16 protein-coding genes are annotated in these 17,205 nt (G+C 40.7%); 6 read left to right on the top strand and 10 right to left on the bottom strand.

The features are described 5' to 3' along the window. Nucleotides 1–29: 29 nt before the first annotated feature. Nucleotides 30–797 (bottom strand): class I SAM-dependent methyltransferase, encoded by a 768-nt coding sequence (locus tag NMG88_RS17735; RefSeq protein ID WP_254035664.1) that lies wholly within the window; start codon nt 795–797, stop codon nt 30–32. Between the two features lie 163 nt (nt 798–960). Here NMG88_RS17735 and NMG88_RS17730 point away from each other — a divergent pair, with 163 nt between their 5' ends. Then, nucleotides 961–1,287, top strand: coding sequence for a DUF5132 domain-containing protein (locus tag NMG88_RS17730; RefSeq protein WP_235751353.1), 327 nt, complete (start codon nt 961–963; stop codon nt 1,285–1,287). 458 nt (nt 1,288–1,745) lie between these two features. Here the strand turns inward: NMG88_RS17730 and NMG88_RS17725 are convergent, their stop codons facing one another. The 7 genes from NMG88_RS17725 to fldA form a co-directional block, all read right to left on the bottom strand. Beyond that, nucleotides 1,746–2,012 (bottom strand): hypothetical protein, encoded by a 267-nt coding sequence (locus NMG88_RS17725; protein WP_235765721.1) that lies wholly within the window; start codon nt 2,010–2,012, stop codon nt 1,746–1,748. A 112-nt stretch (nt 2,013–2,124) separates the two neighbouring features. Beyond that, the gene (locus NMG88_RS17720; protein WP_235751354.1) at nt 2,125–4,278 is read right to left on the bottom strand and encodes a heavy metal translocating P-type ATPase; all 2,154 of its coding nucleotides are present in this window, start codon (nt 4,276–4,278) and stop codon (nt 2,125–2,127) included. Continuing rightward, nucleotides 4,278–4,853: an HMA2 domain-containing protein gene (locus NMG88_RS17715; RefSeq protein WP_235751355.1), complete on the bottom strand. Its 576-nt coding sequence runs from the start codon at nt 4,851–4,853 to the stop codon at nt 4,278–4,280. Before NMG88_RS17715 ends, NMG88_RS17720 begins: the two co-directional genes overlap by 1 nt. Before the next feature lie 16 nt (nt 4,854–4,869). Beyond that, entirely contained in the window at nt 4,870–5,406 is a 537-nt protein-coding gene (locus NMG88_RS17710; RefSeq protein WP_235751356.1) for a ferritin-like domain-containing protein, read from the bottom strand. A 17-nt stretch (nt 5,407–5,423) separates the two neighbouring features. After that, a complete protein-coding gene (gene ftnA / locus NMG88_RS17705) occupies nt 5,424–5,969 on the bottom strand; it encodes a non-heme ferritin (protein WP_235765722.1) in 546 nt (181 codons plus the stop codon). A gap of 32 nt (nt 5,970–6,001) precedes the next feature. Next, a complete protein-coding gene (locus tag NMG88_RS17700) occupies nt 6,002–6,766 on the bottom strand; it encodes an alpha/beta fold hydrolase (RefSeq protein ID WP_235751358.1) in 765 nt (254 codons plus the stop codon). Nucleotides 6,767–6,823: 57 nt separating this feature from the next. Next, nucleotides 6,824–7,336 carry a flavodoxin FldA gene (gene fldA, locus NMG88_RS17695; protein ID WP_235751359.1) on the bottom strand — a complete coding sequence of 171 codons (513 nt, stop codon included), beginning with the start codon at nt 7,334–7,336 and terminating at the stop codon, nt 6,824–6,826. Between the two features lie 761 nt (nt 7,337–8,097). On the opposite strand from fldA, the gene NMG88_RS17690 reads away from it, so the two are divergent. Both NMG88_RS17690 and NMG88_RS17685 read left to right on the top strand, forming a co-directional pair. Next, nucleotides 8,098–8,838, top strand: a complete 741-nt coding sequence (locus NMG88_RS17690) for an HAD family hydrolase (protein WP_235751360.1) — start codon at nt 8,098–8,100, stop codon at nt 8,836–8,838. Between the two features lie 41 nt (nt 8,839–8,879). Continuing rightward, nucleotides 8,880–9,887, top strand: coding sequence for a S66 peptidase family protein (locus NMG88_RS17685; protein WP_235751361.1), 1,008 nt, complete (start codon nt 8,880–8,882; stop codon nt 9,885–9,887). Nucleotides 9,888–10,217: 330 nt separating this feature from the next. Here NMG88_RS17685 and pheA read toward each other — a convergent pair whose 3' ends face one another. Then, nucleotides 10,218–11,060, bottom strand: coding sequence for a prephenate dehydratase (pheA, locus tag NMG88_RS17680; protein ID WP_042153758.1), 843 nt, complete (start codon nt 11,058–11,060; stop codon nt 10,218–10,220). Nucleotides 11,061–11,278: 218 nt separating this feature from the next. On the opposite strand from pheA, the gene NMG88_RS17675 reads away from it, so the two are divergent. Beyond that, nucleotides 11,279–11,863, top strand: coding sequence for a DUF1997 domain-containing protein (locus NMG88_RS17675; protein ID WP_042153762.1), 585 nt, complete (start codon nt 11,279–11,281; stop codon nt 11,861–11,863). Nucleotides 11,864–11,881: 18 nt separating this feature from the next. Beyond that, the gene (locus NMG88_RS17670; protein ID WP_042153764.1) at nt 11,882–12,814 is read left to right on the top strand and encodes a DUF4351 domain-containing protein; all 933 of its coding nucleotides are present in this window, start codon (nt 11,882–11,884) and stop codon (nt 12,812–12,814) included. Nucleotides 12,815–12,816: 2 nt separating this feature from the next. Here the strand turns inward: NMG88_RS17670 and NMG88_RS17665 are convergent, their stop codons facing one another. Further along, entirely contained in the window at nt 12,817–13,422 is a 606-nt protein-coding gene (locus NMG88_RS17665) for a ribonuclease HII (protein WP_042153766.1), read from the bottom strand. A 68-nt stretch (nt 13,423–13,490) separates the two neighbouring features. Between NMG88_RS17665 and bchH the strand changes: the two genes are divergently transcribed. Beyond that, nucleotides 13,491–17,162, top strand: a complete 3,672-nt coding sequence (gene bchH, locus NMG88_RS17660; protein ID WP_227381655.1) for a magnesium chelatase subunit H — start codon at nt 13,491–13,493, stop codon at nt 17,160–17,162. Nucleotides 17,163–17,205: the final 43 nt, after the last annotated feature.

Raw genomic sequence — 17,205 nt, 5'->3', positions numbered from 1 at the left:
GATTGAGCAGGTAGGGACAAGTTACAAAATTATTTTTCAGCAATAACCAGCATCTCAAAATCGACCGTTGTTAACTTGTCATTTCTGGAAAATGCACTCAGCTTGGCACCATAAATATCTATGCTGCTGTAACCAAGAGATTTAAGTAACCAGGTAATTTCGCTGGGTACATAATACCTTTCATTACAGGCAAGAGATTTCTTGTTTCCCAGGTCATCTTCAAATTCCGTTATGTTATGCTCACGGAATGTCATCAAGTCAAAACTATTGCTTTTGTAGGTGGCATTTCCGGCTTCCGTTGCTGATTCATAGAATTGCTCAACCGAATGATATAAGGGGAATAATCCATTTAAAGTTGTGAATATAAATTTAGCATTTGTCTTTAGCGATCGGGTAACATTTTTCAGAATTTCAAAGTTCATTTCATCAGTTTCCATGAGCGAAAATCCTCCCTCGCAAAGCATTATCGCTGCATCAAATTCATTAGTGAATGTCAAATTTCTGGCATCCTGCTGCTGAAAATCAATCATCAAATTTTCACTTTTTGCTTTATCCCTTGCCCTTTGAAGTTGGGATGGGGATAAATCAATTCCAGTAACAGAATATCCCCGCTTTGTCAGTTCAATTGAATGTCTTCCTGTACCGCAGCCCACGTCTAATATTTTTAAGGACTTATTAAATCCTAGTTCTTTTTCTATGAAATCGCACTCACCAATTGTCCCTTGTGTAAAACTCTCAGAATCATATTTTTGTCCGTAATTCTCGAACAGGGATTCGTACCATTGTTTTTGAGTCATACAATTCTATTAAAACTCTATAGAGGATACAAGCACAGAGAAACAATTCGGACAACCTTTAATTTACAAATAAACTGACACAATAAGTGCAAATATAACTGCGAAACCGCTATAATAAGGAAATAGTTAAGCATCATATTCAGGTTTTGAAAAGGGACAAATTATGCTACAGATGAATCAAGAAAATATGGGATTGAGAGCGCGAGTTGCTCAACTAGCAGCCCATCAAAACACTAAGGTGATCGTAATTGGAGTCGCAGCTATAGCTGTGGCTCCAGTGGTTCTACCCTTGGTTAGACCCGTTCTGAAAGCAACAATTAAATCAGGTATCACTCTGTTTGAAAAAACAAAAAGTGCGCTGGCGGAAACGGGAGAAGTTCTAGCAGATATCGCCGCCGAAGCTAGAGCCGAAGCACTAACTGAAGCCCAAAAAACAGAACTCCCCCAAGCCGCCTTACCTACACCAAAAGTCATCTTGACGGAGAGTTGACATCCTCCCCGCCGTAAACGGACGGGGATTCCTCACCACGCCACCTTTTTAGGATGGTCGCCGAATGGGGTTGACGCTTCCCAGACCGTTGCTACTTTAAAAGTAGTCTTACACTGTCTCCACGTCCGTTTTCAGTCTCGGAATGCCCTCCCGCGACTTAAGTTTAACCTCGTTCACTAAGTTAAACTTTTTGTTGAATTTGTTGATTAATGCGTTCAAGGTTGGGCTGACCATTGCCTTACATCCGCTTCCCCAGTCTCCTTCAGGCTCGGTTTCACATCTCTGTAGATGGTATATCGACTGCAAAGTTGGGCGGGTTTTTTACGACCAACACTACTCTAACACAAAACCGAGTAAAAAGCCTAAGTGGAACTTAGGGGTTTTAAACCCAAAATTTTCGATAATCAAGAGTGGAAAGGGGAAAAGATAATTTACATTTCTTGACCCCTTAATTTTTTTTACCTATAATCTTCTAAATCTCGCTTTCTCGCTTCAGCAATCCATTGGGATAGGGAAATTTGGGTGTGCCCCGATGTGGATTTTGTCTGTTTAACCAATTTTGGGGTAACAGGCTGAGATCCTTTAACAAAAGTCGGTAGTAACTTGGGCCCGAAAATCAGTACACCCAGCCCCAGCCAGGTTAGGGGGTGGTTGACCTGTCCATCTTCCAATATCTCTTTGAGATGGAAGGAGAGAATTGATTTTTCCAGATGAATCAGAGACATTATGTAATTGGGAGAGGATAAAACTATTTGAGATTTAGTCTATCAAATTTTTCGGTTTAATAGGAACTATTTGCAATAATTACCAGAAGACAAACCTTAACGTTTTTCCCCTTCACCCACCCTGCTGTTCAATTTGATGTTGGAGCAGGGGGCGCAAACTGTTCACGCCAGCAATGATCGCGGAGCCATTATGAATCGCGGTTGCTACCAAAGGATTAAGTCCAACCGTAGAAGCCAGCCCTAGAGCAATCAGGTTAGGAACAACGACAAGAGTAGTATTTTGTTCGATTAAATCACGGGTTTGACGGGAGATCGAGATCACCTCAAGCAAATCCAGCAGGTTGTTGTTCATCAACACCACGTCTGCCGTCTCCCGCGCAATCTCCGACCCCTGCTCAAAGGACACAGAGACATCCGCGTAGGCTAGGGCCACCGAATCATTCAAGCCATCGCCCACAAAAGCAACGGTATGTCCTGCCCGATGCAAGTCACGGACAATCATAGCTTTCTGTTCAGGGAAGGCTTCCGCGTAGACTTTGGTGGCAGGAATGCCAAGGTCTGCTGCTACTTGTTGGGCCCGTTGGGCTTGGTCGCCCGTGAGCAAATGCAACTCAATCCCATAATCACGTTGAAGGGTTTGAACCAGGTAGCGACTTTCGGGACGGAGGGGATCGGTATATTGGATCACCCCCAGAAATCGGCGATCGCAAGCCACATAAATTAAAGATTGTAATCGCTCCACATCCGTCGGCATCCAATTGCCCCAGTCCACATCTTCTTGTTGCAGGAACCGCTCACTCCCGACGATCACATTGTGTCCGTTGATTTGTGCGCGTATCCCCAAACCTACCTCATAAGACCATTCCCCCCGGGCGGGAATCTCCAAATTTTGCTCCTGGGCATACTGGACGATCGCTTCGGCCAGGGGATGGTTCAGTCGTTGTTCAGCCGCAGTCGCGAGTTGCAGCACCGTTTCAGGGGGCCAACCCTCCTCAACCGTTCTCACCCCCGTAATGGCGATCGCACCCTGCGTCAGCGTTCCTGTTTTATCAAACACAATCGTATCCACCTCCGCCAGTTGTTCCAGGGTGCGTCCACTGCGAACCAAAACCCCATGACGGGTGGTATGGTTGAGAGCACTCAAAAAAGCGGTGGGAATAGAAACGCGAACACCCGTCACAAAATCCAGCGTGAGAATGGAGGCGGCTCTGGCCGGGTCACGGGTGGTCAGCAACACGATCGCTGCTAGTAATAGGGCTGGCAGAATCAGGCGATCGGCGACTTTTTCGGCATAGTTAGCCATGCGCGTATCATGCACCGGAGCCTTTTGCAATAACTCAATGCTGGCTGCGGCGCGGGTCTGCTTACCCACGCGATCAGATCGCAGATAGAGTTGCCCAGAACGGAGGAGGGTGGAAGCCCAAACCGATTGTCCCACTTGTCGGACAACAGGCATGGCTTCCCCTGTCAAGCTTTGCTGATCAACGATCGCCTCTCCTAATAGCACCGTTCCATCTACGGGAATTTGTTCCCCCGGATAGACAACGACGGTATCTCCGACCTGAACTTGATCGCTGGGTATCTGTTGCGGAGCGTGATCGCCATATTTCACCCAAGCAAAACGTCCGATCGCATCCATTAAATTCGTCGTTCGGACTTCCGTTGAGCGAGCCGTTTGCTCTCGAATCACATCCCCAAACTCGTGTAAAGCAATCACCATAGCTGGTGTTAACAATTTGCCTTGCCAACCACTCAAACTCAATGCCAGCAAATCCAGACAATCAATATTTAATCGGTGCTGTCCGATTAAGCTGTGAAAGGCTCGTTGAGCTACCGGAAAGGCCGCAGCCAAGAGCGTCAAAACCGCCAAGGGACGCAGAATTGCGAATCGGGGAAACCGACATAAAAATGCCAGCAATGCTGCTGTTACGGGCAGTTGCAAACTCGACCACTCTCCTTCCTCGGAGTCTTGAAGTTTGGATGTTAGAGTTGGAGGATGAGTTGGAGATGACGTTGCCTGATCGGATAAGCACTTAGATAAAAGGTGCGACAGTTGGGCTGCAATCGAGTACCCAGGTTGATAGTGAATAATCAGCGATCGCGCAGTTCGATTAATGCGAACGTGGGTAATATAATCCGTATTTTCGAGAATCCCTTGTAGTTTTTTAGCCTGATCAGGATGCTGTCCCAGCCAAGGAACCCCCAACCGGACTCGCCCTTGGGTTTGGTGAATGATGTGATAGGCGGGTGGTGTCAAATTTGCCATTATGTCGCTTCTGTATCTTTGTCGGTGGGCTGAGGTTGGAAATGGCGTTCTGCGCGATCGAGAATTTGCAGCAAGCGCATTCCCAACTCTAATTCTGAAACCCCGGCTCCGTCATACTGAATTACCAATGAGGCGGCGGCCCGATTCAGTCGAACTCTAATCACCCCTTCATCGGCTATCAACAATTTTTCCAACTGTTTAGCATAGAGGACATCATTCACTAATCGAGGAATTCGTAACCGCAATCGCCCCGGTGTGGAATGAATGATCGTATAGTCTTCCGCAGTATGGTCATCTGCACTAGCCGACTGTTGATTCACCGCAGTCGCCACAGAGGTTGTTGGGTGAGCTTGTTTTTTCAGTTGCACGACTACCTGACGAGTAAAGGCTGCGAGCGTCAAATTTACTAGCAAAGCCGTAGCTCCCCTAATTTGCAGGCGACTGGTGACAAATAAACCCACCAAAACAGGTAAGATGGTGGAAATCTCTCCATATTCTTCGAGCCAAGTCCCCAAGCGTGGAGCTAAATCTAAGACTCCTGAATCTTTAATTTCTGGTGATGTCGCATTTGTCATAGTAGATCATCCTTTTTTATAGTCCAGTTACAATTCTTGTTTTCGTGAGTTTACCGCCCTCTTTTGTGTCCACAACCTCGCCCCTGTCCGTGTCCTCCTCCTCGCCGATCAGATTGTGTCCCCCCCCCAAAATCACGGGGAACGGGGAGCTTAAACGGCGCTCTGCACCGCGTTGAAAGGCAGGCAGATGATTATTTTGGGATGCGGATTGCAAGTTCAAAAAAACTCGTTGTACGTCAGGATAGCCTTGGGTTAAATCCAGCAATCTCTGATACATTTGTGCGTTTTTAATCTCGGCTTGCACACCCGCTTGACAAGCTTCTTGCACAGAGGCAGGAACCTCAACTCGCTGTACCCAGTTGTCTTCAGGAAGGGCAATTCCGTACTTGGAGAATAAGGGCATTAGCGCCTGAATGTGACGTTCCTCGGACTCAACAATGTTAACAAAGGGGCGGATTGCTCCAAATTTATTCAGGATTAAACGATAGGTTGCCCGCGCTTTATATTCATCTTCAATGGCTTCAGTTAAAGCAATTTTGAGGTTTTCTAACATTGATATCTCCTTTAGTTTCAGGGTTTAACATTAGTAGAGGTTGTGGTATTGGCAGTGTTTTTTATTGCTCTGGTTGTAGCAATAGTGCTAATTTCTCGATCAATGAAAAATAGCCCCTGACCTTCTACACCAATCAACTTAATTTTATCAAGAATACTCTTAAACAAAAATTCTTCTTCATGCTGTTCTGCTACATACCATTGTAGAAATTGTAGGGTTGAATAATCGGGTTCTGTACTAGCCAGATGAACTAGATTATTAATTTTACTCGTGATGAATTGTTCGTGGGTATAGATTTTTTCAAACATCTCTTTGAGAGAATCAAATTCGGTCGGAGGTGCTTCCATGCCTTTTAAAATAACTAATGCACCTGTTTCTTGCAAATAGTCAATCAAACGGCGCTGATGCAACATTTCTTCATCGGCGTGTTGGCTGAGAAATTTCGCGCAACCATCTAATGCTTTATAAGCGCACCAAGAACTCATTTGCAAATAAAGATGGGAGGAAAACATTTCTAAGTTAATTTGTTCGTTTAACCGCTCAATCATAGCTGTTGATAACATGACAGTATCTCCTTAATTAATGATGAATTTATTTACTGGTATGTACTCATTCTAACTTTAACGGTTTCAGAACTTTCAATTAAATTCTGAGATAAACACGACAAATCCCAAAAATCAGTAATTTGTTCAGTTACTTCTTGTGAATGGAAGTAGTGAAAAAAATAACGTCCTTTGGAACATTGCCAGATCCGATCGCCTTGTTTTAACCAAGGTTGCCATCCCTGCAATAAATTGGAATTAATAATGGTATCATCCTGACCTCCACAAACTAAAAGAGGAACAGGTACTCCCCCAGGAAAAAAACTTACTTTTTGATATAAAGTATGAGGAGATAAAGAGCTACTAAGATCTCGTTCTAATATTCGCAGGATCTCTCGGATCAGGGGACGAGATTGATGTCCAAACAAGTTACAGACCATCCGAGTTAAAATCATTTCACGGGAACAGGAAAAGTGTTCGAGTTGTGCGTAATAATGGGCTTGCCAATCAACGGCCGGATGCACTCCCACAGAGAGAAGTGTGAGCGATCGCACTTTTTTTGGATAGCGACGGGCATACAGTAATCCTAATAGTCCACTTGTACCATGTCCGATCAAATGTACTGGGCGATCATGATGTTTTAAATAATCATGCAGTAACCCCAAGGCAATTTCTAAAGATAGAGGTTCATCGGGAGTTTGGGAATATTCCCAATGAGCGATCGCAATCTGTTGAGATAACTTGTTTAACAAGGGGCGATCAAATTGCTGCAACGCAGGACTTACATTTAGCAGCATAGCATCAGGTACTAAAGACATGAAAAATTTCCTTTTGATTTACAATTTTTGATTATGTGAAATAGAAACCCGGTTTCTTTATAACCCAAAATCCCGCTTCAGTTGAGACACCCAAGATTTGACACGGCTATCTGTCAATTCTGACTGATTATCTTCATCGATCGCTAATCCTACAAACTGACCTTTTTTAACTGCTTTTGACTCGCTAAAATCATAGCCATCCGTCGGCCAATAACCAACCGTTTTACCGCCAAGGGATGTGATTTTTTCTTCTAAAATACCCATGGCATCCTGAAAATTATCGGCATAATCCACTTGGTCGCCAGCACCAAAATAAGCAACTTTCTTACCATTGAAATCAACGCCATCTAATTCATCATAGAGACCTTCCCAGTCTGCTTGAAGTTCTCCCATATTCCAGGTTGGACAACCGATAATAATGCACTCGTAGTTATCGAAATCCCTGATATCTGCATCAGAAACATCTTGTAAATCGACAACGACCGCACCCCCTAATTCTTTTTGAATTAATTCCGCGATCGTTTCGGTATTTCCCGTTTGACTTCCATAAAATAAACCAATTTTTGCCATTTTTCTCCTAGTTTAATTGATTGAATAATTTATGTTTCTGTGTTCTCAACCGTGCTACAAACTATCCGGCTGTTTTCAAGCGATTTCCCGTATTGGTGGCTTGATGGGAATGTATAACCAAAGTTGAGAATTGGGTTTTAACGAAAGTTCCTGCTGTAATAAGAGCCGATTAACAGCTTCTGAAACGGGCATAGTTTGGCAACAATCTGGGCAATACCAGTACAAACCATTTCGATCAATATGCCGCAATAGTTTTCCAGAACAGCAAGGACAGTTCATAACTAAAAAGGGTGTGAGGAGGATGGATGAAAGAGTAGATAAGTGAATGAATAACCGATCTACTCCCTTTTTCCACCATTGCCAGCTTATTGAATATCTTTATCAACAAGCTAATGCTAGTTTATAATCTTTTGCAAGAAGATACAAGAAAATAGTATTAAGTTTTGTTAAGAAAACTCCCGCTTGGGTTGAGGTTAATGGTGGGTTGGGGATAGGAGGAAACCATCCCACTTCCGATATAATCCTTAATACAAGCCTCTTTGCTACTCCCAGATCCCCTTACGCCCAGCGTGATCACAGCGATCTGCCTCCGGGCTTCAATCCTCAGCAACGTCTGATGGTGAGGGAGAATAATTATAAATATTTGCAATAAGACTGTATAAAGTTAATTGATGTTGAGTAGTAAACAGAGTAGAAGGTTCAAGGTGGTGTCAAAATAAGATCAGATGTTGAGTTGAGTCTCCCTTTTATTTTTTATAATCATGAAATATTTGGCTTTAGCAACGGATTTTGATGGCACCTTAGCAACGGATGGGATTGTTGAGGAGTCCACCTCGAAATCTTTAGAACTCTGGCGGGAGTCGGGGAGAAAGTTAATCTTGATTACGGGAAGACAATTAGATAACTTAATTGATCATGTTCCCATAATTCATCGGTTTGATTGGGTGATTGCAGAAAATGGGGCGGTTTTATATCAACCCTCGACTCAAGTAGAAAAAATATTAGCGGAGCGCCCTTCTGAAGCGTTTATAAGCTGCTTGCGCGATCGCATTTACCAAAAACAACAACAATTACAAAATCAAGGCATTCCAGAGGAATTTTCCCAAATTGTTAAAACCCAAGCCGTAGAAGTTTTCGGGGTTGGACGAGTAATTATTGCCACTTGGGAAGCCTATTTGGAAATCACCCAAAAAACCATTCAAGAGTTAGGAGTTAATCTTAAAATTATTGCCAATAAAGGCTCCGTGATGCTCCTACCCCAAGGGATTAATAAAGCCTCTGGGTTAAAAGCTCTTTGTGAATTCATCAACCTATCCCCAGACAAAATTGTAGGGGTTGGGGATGGGGAAAATGATTGTGATTTTTTACAACAATGTGGTTATTCCGTAGCCGTTGCTAACGCTTTACCTGAAGTCAAAAAAAGTGTAAATTGGGTAACAAAAAATAGTCGGGGATCAGGAGTTGAAGAATTAATTACTCAAATTCTCAATTCAGATCACTGATAACTAATACAGACGCGCCGTGGCACGTCTCTACACTAATTATGAATCGTCGTAATTTTTTAACCGGGTTAGCCTTAACTGGAATTGCCACTCAATTTCCTGTTTTTGCTCAATCTTCATCAACTCAAACATTACTGAAACCGAACGCATTAAAACTAGGAGATACCGTAGGGTTAGTGACTCCCGCCAGCCCCATTTTAAAAGAACATTTAAAGTGGATTCAACTACAATTAGGACAACAGGAACTAGCGGTTAAAGTTGCTGCCCATGTTATGAGTGAATATGGCTATTTAGCCGGAACCGATCAACAACGGGCATCAGACATTAATCAAATGTTTGCCGACCCTAATATTAGGGGAATTATTGCTACGGGTGGCGGTTGGGGAAGTGGTAGAATTTTACCCTTATTAGATTATGATTTAATTCGTAAAAACCCTAAAGTTTTTCTGGGTTATAGTGATATTACCGCTTTATTATTAGGATTACAAAGTCAAACCGGATTAGTTACATTTCATGGATTATTAGGAACTTCCCTCTGGAATTCCTATTCGGTAAGTTGGCTCAAAAAAATCCTATTTGAAGGACAAGCCGTAACCTTTCAAAATCCCGCCAGTGTTAGGGTTGAAACCATTTATCCGGGTCAAGCCCAAGGGAGATTAATCGGAGGAAATTTATCGGTTTTATCCGCTTTAGTCGGTTCTAAATATTTACCCAATTGGCAGGATAAAATCCTATTTGTAGAAGATATTGGCGAGGATATTTACCGAGTTGATCGAATGTTAACCCATTTGAAATTAGCCGGAATTTTAGATCAAATTTCCGGGTTTATTTTTAGTCAATGTACCGCCTGCACTAAAGGCGAGGGAAATGAACCATCTTTAACCTTATCCCAGGTATTAACGGATTTAATTCAACCGTTAAGAATTCCGGCTTGGTATGGTTCGATGATCGGCCATATTCGAGATCAGTTTACTATTCCTTTAGGAATAGAAGTAAAAATTGATACGCAACCAGGAACAATTTTAATGCTAGAAAATGCTGTAATTTAACAAAAATTTAATAAATTTAAAATTCTTCAAAAAAGTATAGAAAGTCTTTATAAAAGTTTGCTTAAATTTTCGGTTAAGCGGTTACTACCTGAAAATTTTGCTGTCTTTTCTCCCTATCTTCATGTGTTATCGGAAATATTTTCTGATCAAGTAGTACAGTCTGTATAGCGGGGAACAGGGAACAGCCCTTCCCGTGCACGGGGGGCTAGAGGGGGAGGGATCTGGGGGGAAATACTTCACCGTCTGGGTTCTAAGATCCGTCTGGTGTCCTAACTGCCTTGGCGGTTGCTATAATTACCAGAAAAAGATGATCAATTTTCCGAATCAAAATTAATCCAGATTTAATAGGGTGTAACTGCCAAAAACTTTTAAGGTTTCGGTAAAGGTTTTTAATTCAGCTAGAGCTAATTGTACGGAAGGTTGATCACTATCTGCTTCTAAATCCATAAAAAATAGATAATCTCCCAGTGAGCGCTTGCTAGGACGGGATTCAATTCGACTTAAATTAATCCCCCTATCGGCAAAAATTGCTAAAGGTTTTGCCAATGCACCCGGAACATTTGCCGGAACACTAAAGCCTAAAGATGTATATTTTCCCGATCCTGAAGGTTGTAAACTAACTACCAAAAACTTGGTACAATTATCGGGATAATCATTAATAGAATGGGCAAGAACAGGTAATTGATAAAGTTCTGCTGCTCTTAAAGATGCGATCGCGGCTGCATGGGATTCATCTCTGACATATTGTAGGGCTTCTGTAGTTGAATTTTTGGCAATTAATGGCACATCAGAAAGATGTTTTTCTAACCATCCTTGACACTGAGCTAGGGCTTGAGGATGGGAATAAACTACTTGAATATTAGCAAGATCTTTAGCTTGAGAAATCAACGCATGGGCAATCGGAAGAATTAACGCCTGTTGAATTTGAAGACAGCCAATTTGCCATAATGTATCTAGGGTCATAGTAACACTACCCTCAATGGAATTTTCAACAGGAACTACCCCAATATTTGCATCTCCTTTGGCAACTGTCCATAAAGTTTGACTAATACTTGAACAGGGGCATAACATGGTTTCTTCCCCGGTTTTTCCAGTGAGATATTGAGCATAAGCTAAGGCGGCGGCTTCTGCATAAGTCCCCGATGGGCCAAGATGGGCAATAGAAACAGTCATAATTTTAGTTCGGTAGATAATAAATGGATAGAAAGGGACGTTACAATTATTTATATTATTCTCATCAACGTTACCCTTATGATCAAGCGACTCCCTATTTTTCAGGGAGTACAGGTCATTATTCTTGATCGGTGACTCTTGATTGATGAAAATAGTTTGAATAATTCTTAAATTATATTAAGATAAGTCAAAATTAGTAGACTTTTATAACTTTCTATATGTATACCCACTTTCAAGCCTCCCAAACCGTTGAAATGGCTGTACCGGAGCCAACTTTAATTCACCATTATCTACGTCAACCGAAACGTTTGGTTAAGGCAATAGTTGATCCGACCCGTTTAGATGCCTTAACAGAGGATATTTACCGCTTAAAAATGCGTCCTTTGCAGTTTATGATGTTTAGTTTACAACCAACGGTAGACTTGAAACTATGGATACATTCCGATGGTACTCTTAACTTAAAATCCGTAGGATGTGAAATTCGCGGAATTGAATATATTAATCAACGGTTTTCACTAGATTTAGTGGGAAAATTATATCCGGTTGAATTGCAAGGAATTACCTATTTAAAAGGTCAATCTGATTTAAAAGTTAAAGTCGAACTTCCCCCGCCCTTATGGTTAACACCGCAACCAATTTTAGAAACAACCGGAAACGGACTATTAAAAAGTGTGTTAATGACGGTTAGACACCGATTAGTTCATAATTTATTATCGGATTATGCCCATTGGTCTGCGGAACAATTAGGGGTTTTAGTTCCACAAACGCCATCTATTATTCAGGTTTCCAGTGCTGAATGTTAGGGGTTAAATTAGATTAAAATGACTGAAAATTTAGAACGGGTAATTGAACATGATCGATTATTTAAAGAGTTAATTTCGACGTTTTTTTGGGAATTTTTAGAGTTATTTTTTCCCGATCTGATTCCCTATATTGATCAATCCTCTATTACCTTTTTACCCCAAGAGGTATTTATTGATATTACATCGGGGAATCGTCGAGAGGTCGATCTATTGGCAAAAGTTCGGTTTCGAGAACAGGAAAGTTTTTTCCTCATCCATACCGAAACTCAATCCTACGCTCAAGCGGATTTTGCCCGGCGGATGTTCCATTATTTTGCTAGACTAGATGAAAAATATGCACTTCCGGTTTATCCGATCGCACTCTTTTCTTTCGATACCCCCCAACGTCTGGAACCCAATAACTATCAAGTTGAATTTCCCGACCGGAAGGTATTAGAATTTAGCTATGCAGCGATCCAACTAAATCGTTTAAACTGGCGGGATTTTTTACGTCAGCAAAATCCGGTGGCGGCTGCATTAATGGCTAAAATGAGAATAGAACCCCAGGATCGACCCCAAGTTAAAGCGGAGTGTTTACGCTTGTTAGTAACATTACGGTTAAATCCAGCTAGAAATCAATTAATTTCGGGGTTTATTGACTCCTATTTGCGCTTAAATTCTAGCGAAGAAGTCGTTTTTACCGAAGAACTAAATCGCTTAGGACTAATTCAGGAGGAAAGATTTATGGAAATTGTTACAAGTTGGATGGAACAGGGAATTGAACAAGGAATTGAACGAGAAATAACGTTCATTTTGCGTTTGCTCAGTCGTCGTTTAGGAACAATTAACCCCGAAATTCAAGAGCAAATCCGCAGTCTTCCGATTGAATTAGTTGAGGAACTAGGAGAAGCATTATTAGATTTTGAAATGGATTCAGATTTATTAAATTGGTTAGCTGAAAATTGTTCCTAATTTTATAAAGGTAAGGATAATTGACAACACCTGAAAGATTGACGATGTTGGTAAGTAATACCATACTCTTGTATCGCTTGACGGTGTTTTGCGGTTCCGTAACCTTTGTTTTGTTTTAAATCATATTCAGGATATTTTTTAGCTAAACGGGTGATTAATTCATCTCGCCAAACTTTTGCGACAATACTAGCGGCTGCAATTGCAATAGATGTACTATCTCCCTTAATAATAGTTTGTTGCGGAATTAATAGTTTTGGAATCTTTTGATTTCCGTCAATTAAACAGAGTTCTGGTTCAGGATTTAACCTGATAATTGCTCGTTTCATCGCTAATAATGTGGCTTGTAAAATATTCAAGCGATCAATTTCTTTAACGGAAGCCCAACCAATTTTACAATCAATGGCGATCGCTTTAATTTCAGTGGCTAACCGAAAACGAACCCCTGGAGTTAATTTTTTACTATCTTTCACTCCAGCGCTGGTTAATTGAGCAATACTATCCTCCGACAAAATCACCGCCGCCGCTACCACAGGGCCAAATAAAGCCCCCCGACCCACTTCATCCACTCCCGCAATTAAAATAGAAGTTGGAGTCTGATATTCTGTCATTGATTTTAATTTAAAATTGCTATAATTATCAATAGTAGATGAAAACCAATATTTTAAAAATAGAGTTTATGAAAAAAATTGTTTTAATTGCTGGGTTTGAGTCTTTTAATGCTGAGTTATATCGTACAGCAGCAAAGTTAGCCAGCGCTCGTTGTCCAGAATTAGAGATTTGTGTATTTAGCGATCGCGCTATTTCAAATCAACCAGATACCGTCGCCACCGCCTTAGAAAATGCTGATGTATTTTTTGCTAGTTTATTATTTGATTATGATCAAGTATTATGGTTACGAGAAAGAGTACAAAATATTCCCATTCGTTTAGTTTTTGAATCCGCTTTAGAATTAATGAGTTTAACCCAAATTGGAGGCTTTAAAATTGGGGATAAACCGAAAGGAATGCCCAAACCAGTGCAGTTTATTTTAAGTAAATTTTCCAGTGGGAAAGAAGAAGATAAACTCGCGGGTTATATTAGTTTTCTCAAAACAGGCCCGAAATTATTAAAATTTATTCCGGTTAAAAAAGTTCAAGACCTGCGAAATTGGTTAGTTATTTACGGCTATTGGAATGCGGGAGGTACAGAAAATGTATCGGCAATGTTTTGGACAATTGCTACTAATTATTTAGGGTTAACCGTTGGCGAAATTCCCCCTCCCATAGAAACCCCTAATATGGGATTATTACACCCCGATTATAACGGTTATTTTGAATCGCCACAAGCCTATTTAGATTGGTATAAAACCCAATATCCAACAACTACTAATAATCCCGTTGTCGGAATATTGCTTTATCGTAAGCACGTGATTACTAAACAAACTTATATTCCCCAACTTATTTGCTATTTTCAAGAGGAAAATTTAATTCCATTACCAATTTTTATTAATGGCGTTGAAGGTCATGTTGCTGTTAGAGATTGGCTCATAACAACGGATGAATTAAATAACCAAGAACAGGGAAATATTCAAACCTTATCCTTATCAAAAGAAGCTGTAACCGTTGATGCAATTGTTTCTACCATTGGGTTTCCTTTAGTTGGAGGGCCAGCCGGATCAATGGAAGCCGGAAGACAAGTTGAAATTGCTAAACAAATTTTAACAGTAAAAAACGTTCCTTATTTTATCGCCGCACCTTTATTAATTCAAGATTTATTATCCTGGACTCGTCAAGGAATTGGCGGTTTACAAAGTGTAGTTTTATATGCCTTACCCGAACTTGATGGCGCAATTGATACCGTACCTTTAGGGGGGTTAGTGGGAGAAGATATCTATTTAATTCCTGAAAGAGTCAAACGTTTAACTGGAAGGGTAAAAAGTTGGATTCAACTGCGACAAACACCGCCAGAAAAGCGAAAAATTGCGATTATTTTATATGGATTTCCCCCCGGATATGGAGCCACAGGAACCGCCGCTTTATTAAATGTACCCCAGAGTTTATTAAAGGTTTTACAAGCCTTAAAAGCTCAAGGATACACCGTTGGAGAGCTACCTGAAACGGGGGAGGTATTAATTCAAAAAGTTAAAATAGCCGATGAGAAATTAGAAGCTCAACAGAACTTTATTTTTGCAGAAAATTCTGTTATTTCTAATCAAGTTAATGTCAATAAATTAGAGAAATGGTTAGGATATTTACAAAGAAGTCGGATTAAAAAACAATGGAAATCCTTAACAGAAACCGGGATTAAAACCTTTGGAGAGGATTATCATATTGGTGGAATTCAATTAGGAAATATTTGGGTAGGAGTGCAACCGCCTTTAGGTTTATCCGGTGATCCCATGCGGTTAATGTTTGAAAGAGATTTAACCCCCCATCCTCAATATGTGGCTTTTTATCAATGGTTACAAAAGGAATTTCAAGCCGATGCTATTGTTCATTTTGGGATGCACGGCACGGTGGAATGGTTGCCCGGATCACCATTAGGAAATACGGGCTATTCTTGGTCAGATATTTTATTAGGAAACTTACCAAATTTATATCTTTATGCAGCTAATAACCCATCGGAATCAATGTTAGCAAAACGTCGAGGTTATGGGGTATTAATTTCCTATAATGTACCTCCTTATGGTCGGGCGGGACTGTATAAAAAATTAGTATCTCTACGGGAATTAATTGCCGAATATCGAGAAGATCCGAAGAAAAATTCTACCCTTCAAGAATCAATTAGTCAGCAAATTGTTGATATGGGTTTAGAGGTAGATTGTCCTTTTCAAGAGGGCAAAAAATTAGGCATTGCTTTTACAAATGAAAACGCCCGATTATTTAGTGTGGAAGTTCTCTATAACTATTTTATCAAAATTTATGATTATTTACAAGTCTTAGAACAGCGTTTATTTTCATCGGGATTACATACCTTTGGCGAGAATCCAACCGAAGAAGAATTAACCACTTATTTGAATGCTTATTCCACCGAATCAATGAATCAGTTAACCACGGAAACCGAGACTCAAATTCGAGACTTATTATTACAAACATCCGATGAATTAACCAATTTATTAAAAGGACTAAACGGGGAATATATCCCCCCAGCACCGGGCGGGGATTTACTCAGAGATGGGCCAGGAGTTCTGCCCACCGGACGCAATATTCATGCCTTAGATCCCTATCGAATGCCCTCGGCGGCGGCCTATTTGAGAGGAAAAGAAATTGCTCAAAAAATCATTAATCAACAGTTAGCAGAAACCGGAAATTATCCTGAAACCGTTGCGGTAATGTTATGGGGTTTAGATGCAATTAAAACTCGCGGGGAGTCGTTAGGAATTATCTTAGAATTAGTGGGAGCCGAACCAATTAAAGAAGGAACCGGGCGAATTGTGCGTTATGAATTACAACCTTTAGAACAGGTCGGACATCCTCGAATTGATATATTAGCGAATTTATCAGGAATTTTTAGAGATAGTTTTGCTAATATTATCGAATTATTGGATGATTTATTTGTGCGGGCGGCTGATGCGGAAGAATCCGAGGATAAAAACTTTATTAGAAAACACGCTTTGAAGTTGCGATCGCAAGGAGTAGAAAACCCATCCGCCCGTTTATTTTCCAACCCATCGGGGGATTTTGGATCATTAGTTAATGATCAAATTGTGGATGGTAATTGGGAATCAGGAGAAGAATTAGCAGACACTTGGAAAGGAAGAAATGTATTTAGTTATGGACGCAAAGATCAAGGAAAAGCTAGACCGGAAGTAATGACACAATTGTTAAAAACAATGGATAATATTGTTCAAGAAATTGATTCCGTAGAATATGGATTAACCGATATTCAAGAATATTATGCCAATACGGGCGGATTAAAACGGGCGGCAGAAAAACAAAAAGGTCAAAAAGTGAAAGCCAGTTTTATCGAAAGTTTTTCTAAAGATACCACTCCCCGACAGTTAGAAGACCTATTAAGAATTGAATATCGGACTAAATTATTAAACCCAAAATGGGCAGCAGCAATGGTGAATCAAGGAAGTGGTGGGGCCTATGAAATTTCTCAACGAATGACAGCATTAATAGGTTGGGGAGGAACAACAAATTTCCAAGAAAATTGGGTTTATGATCAAGCATCTAAAACCTATGCTTTAGATGAAAAAATGGCAACCCAATTAAGACAAGCCAACCCGGAAGCCTTTCGCAATATTGTCGGTCGAATGTTAGAAGCCAATGGTCGGGGATTTTGGCAAACCGATACTGAAACTTTAGAGAAATTAAAATCTTTGTATGAGTTAACCGAAGCAGACTTAGAAGGAGTAACACTTTAATCTTTATTCCTTTCTTAGTGTCTTAGTACCTTTGTGTTTACTT

Source organism: Planktothrix agardhii, assembly GCF_904830935.1.
GTDB classification, from domain to species: domain Bacteria; phylum Cyanobacteriota; class Cyanobacteriia; order Cyanobacteriales; family Microcoleaceae; genus Planktothrix; species Planktothrix agardhii.
The sequence above is the reverse complement of the archived record's forward strand: the minus strand, read 5'-3'. Positions and strand labels throughout refer to the sequence as shown.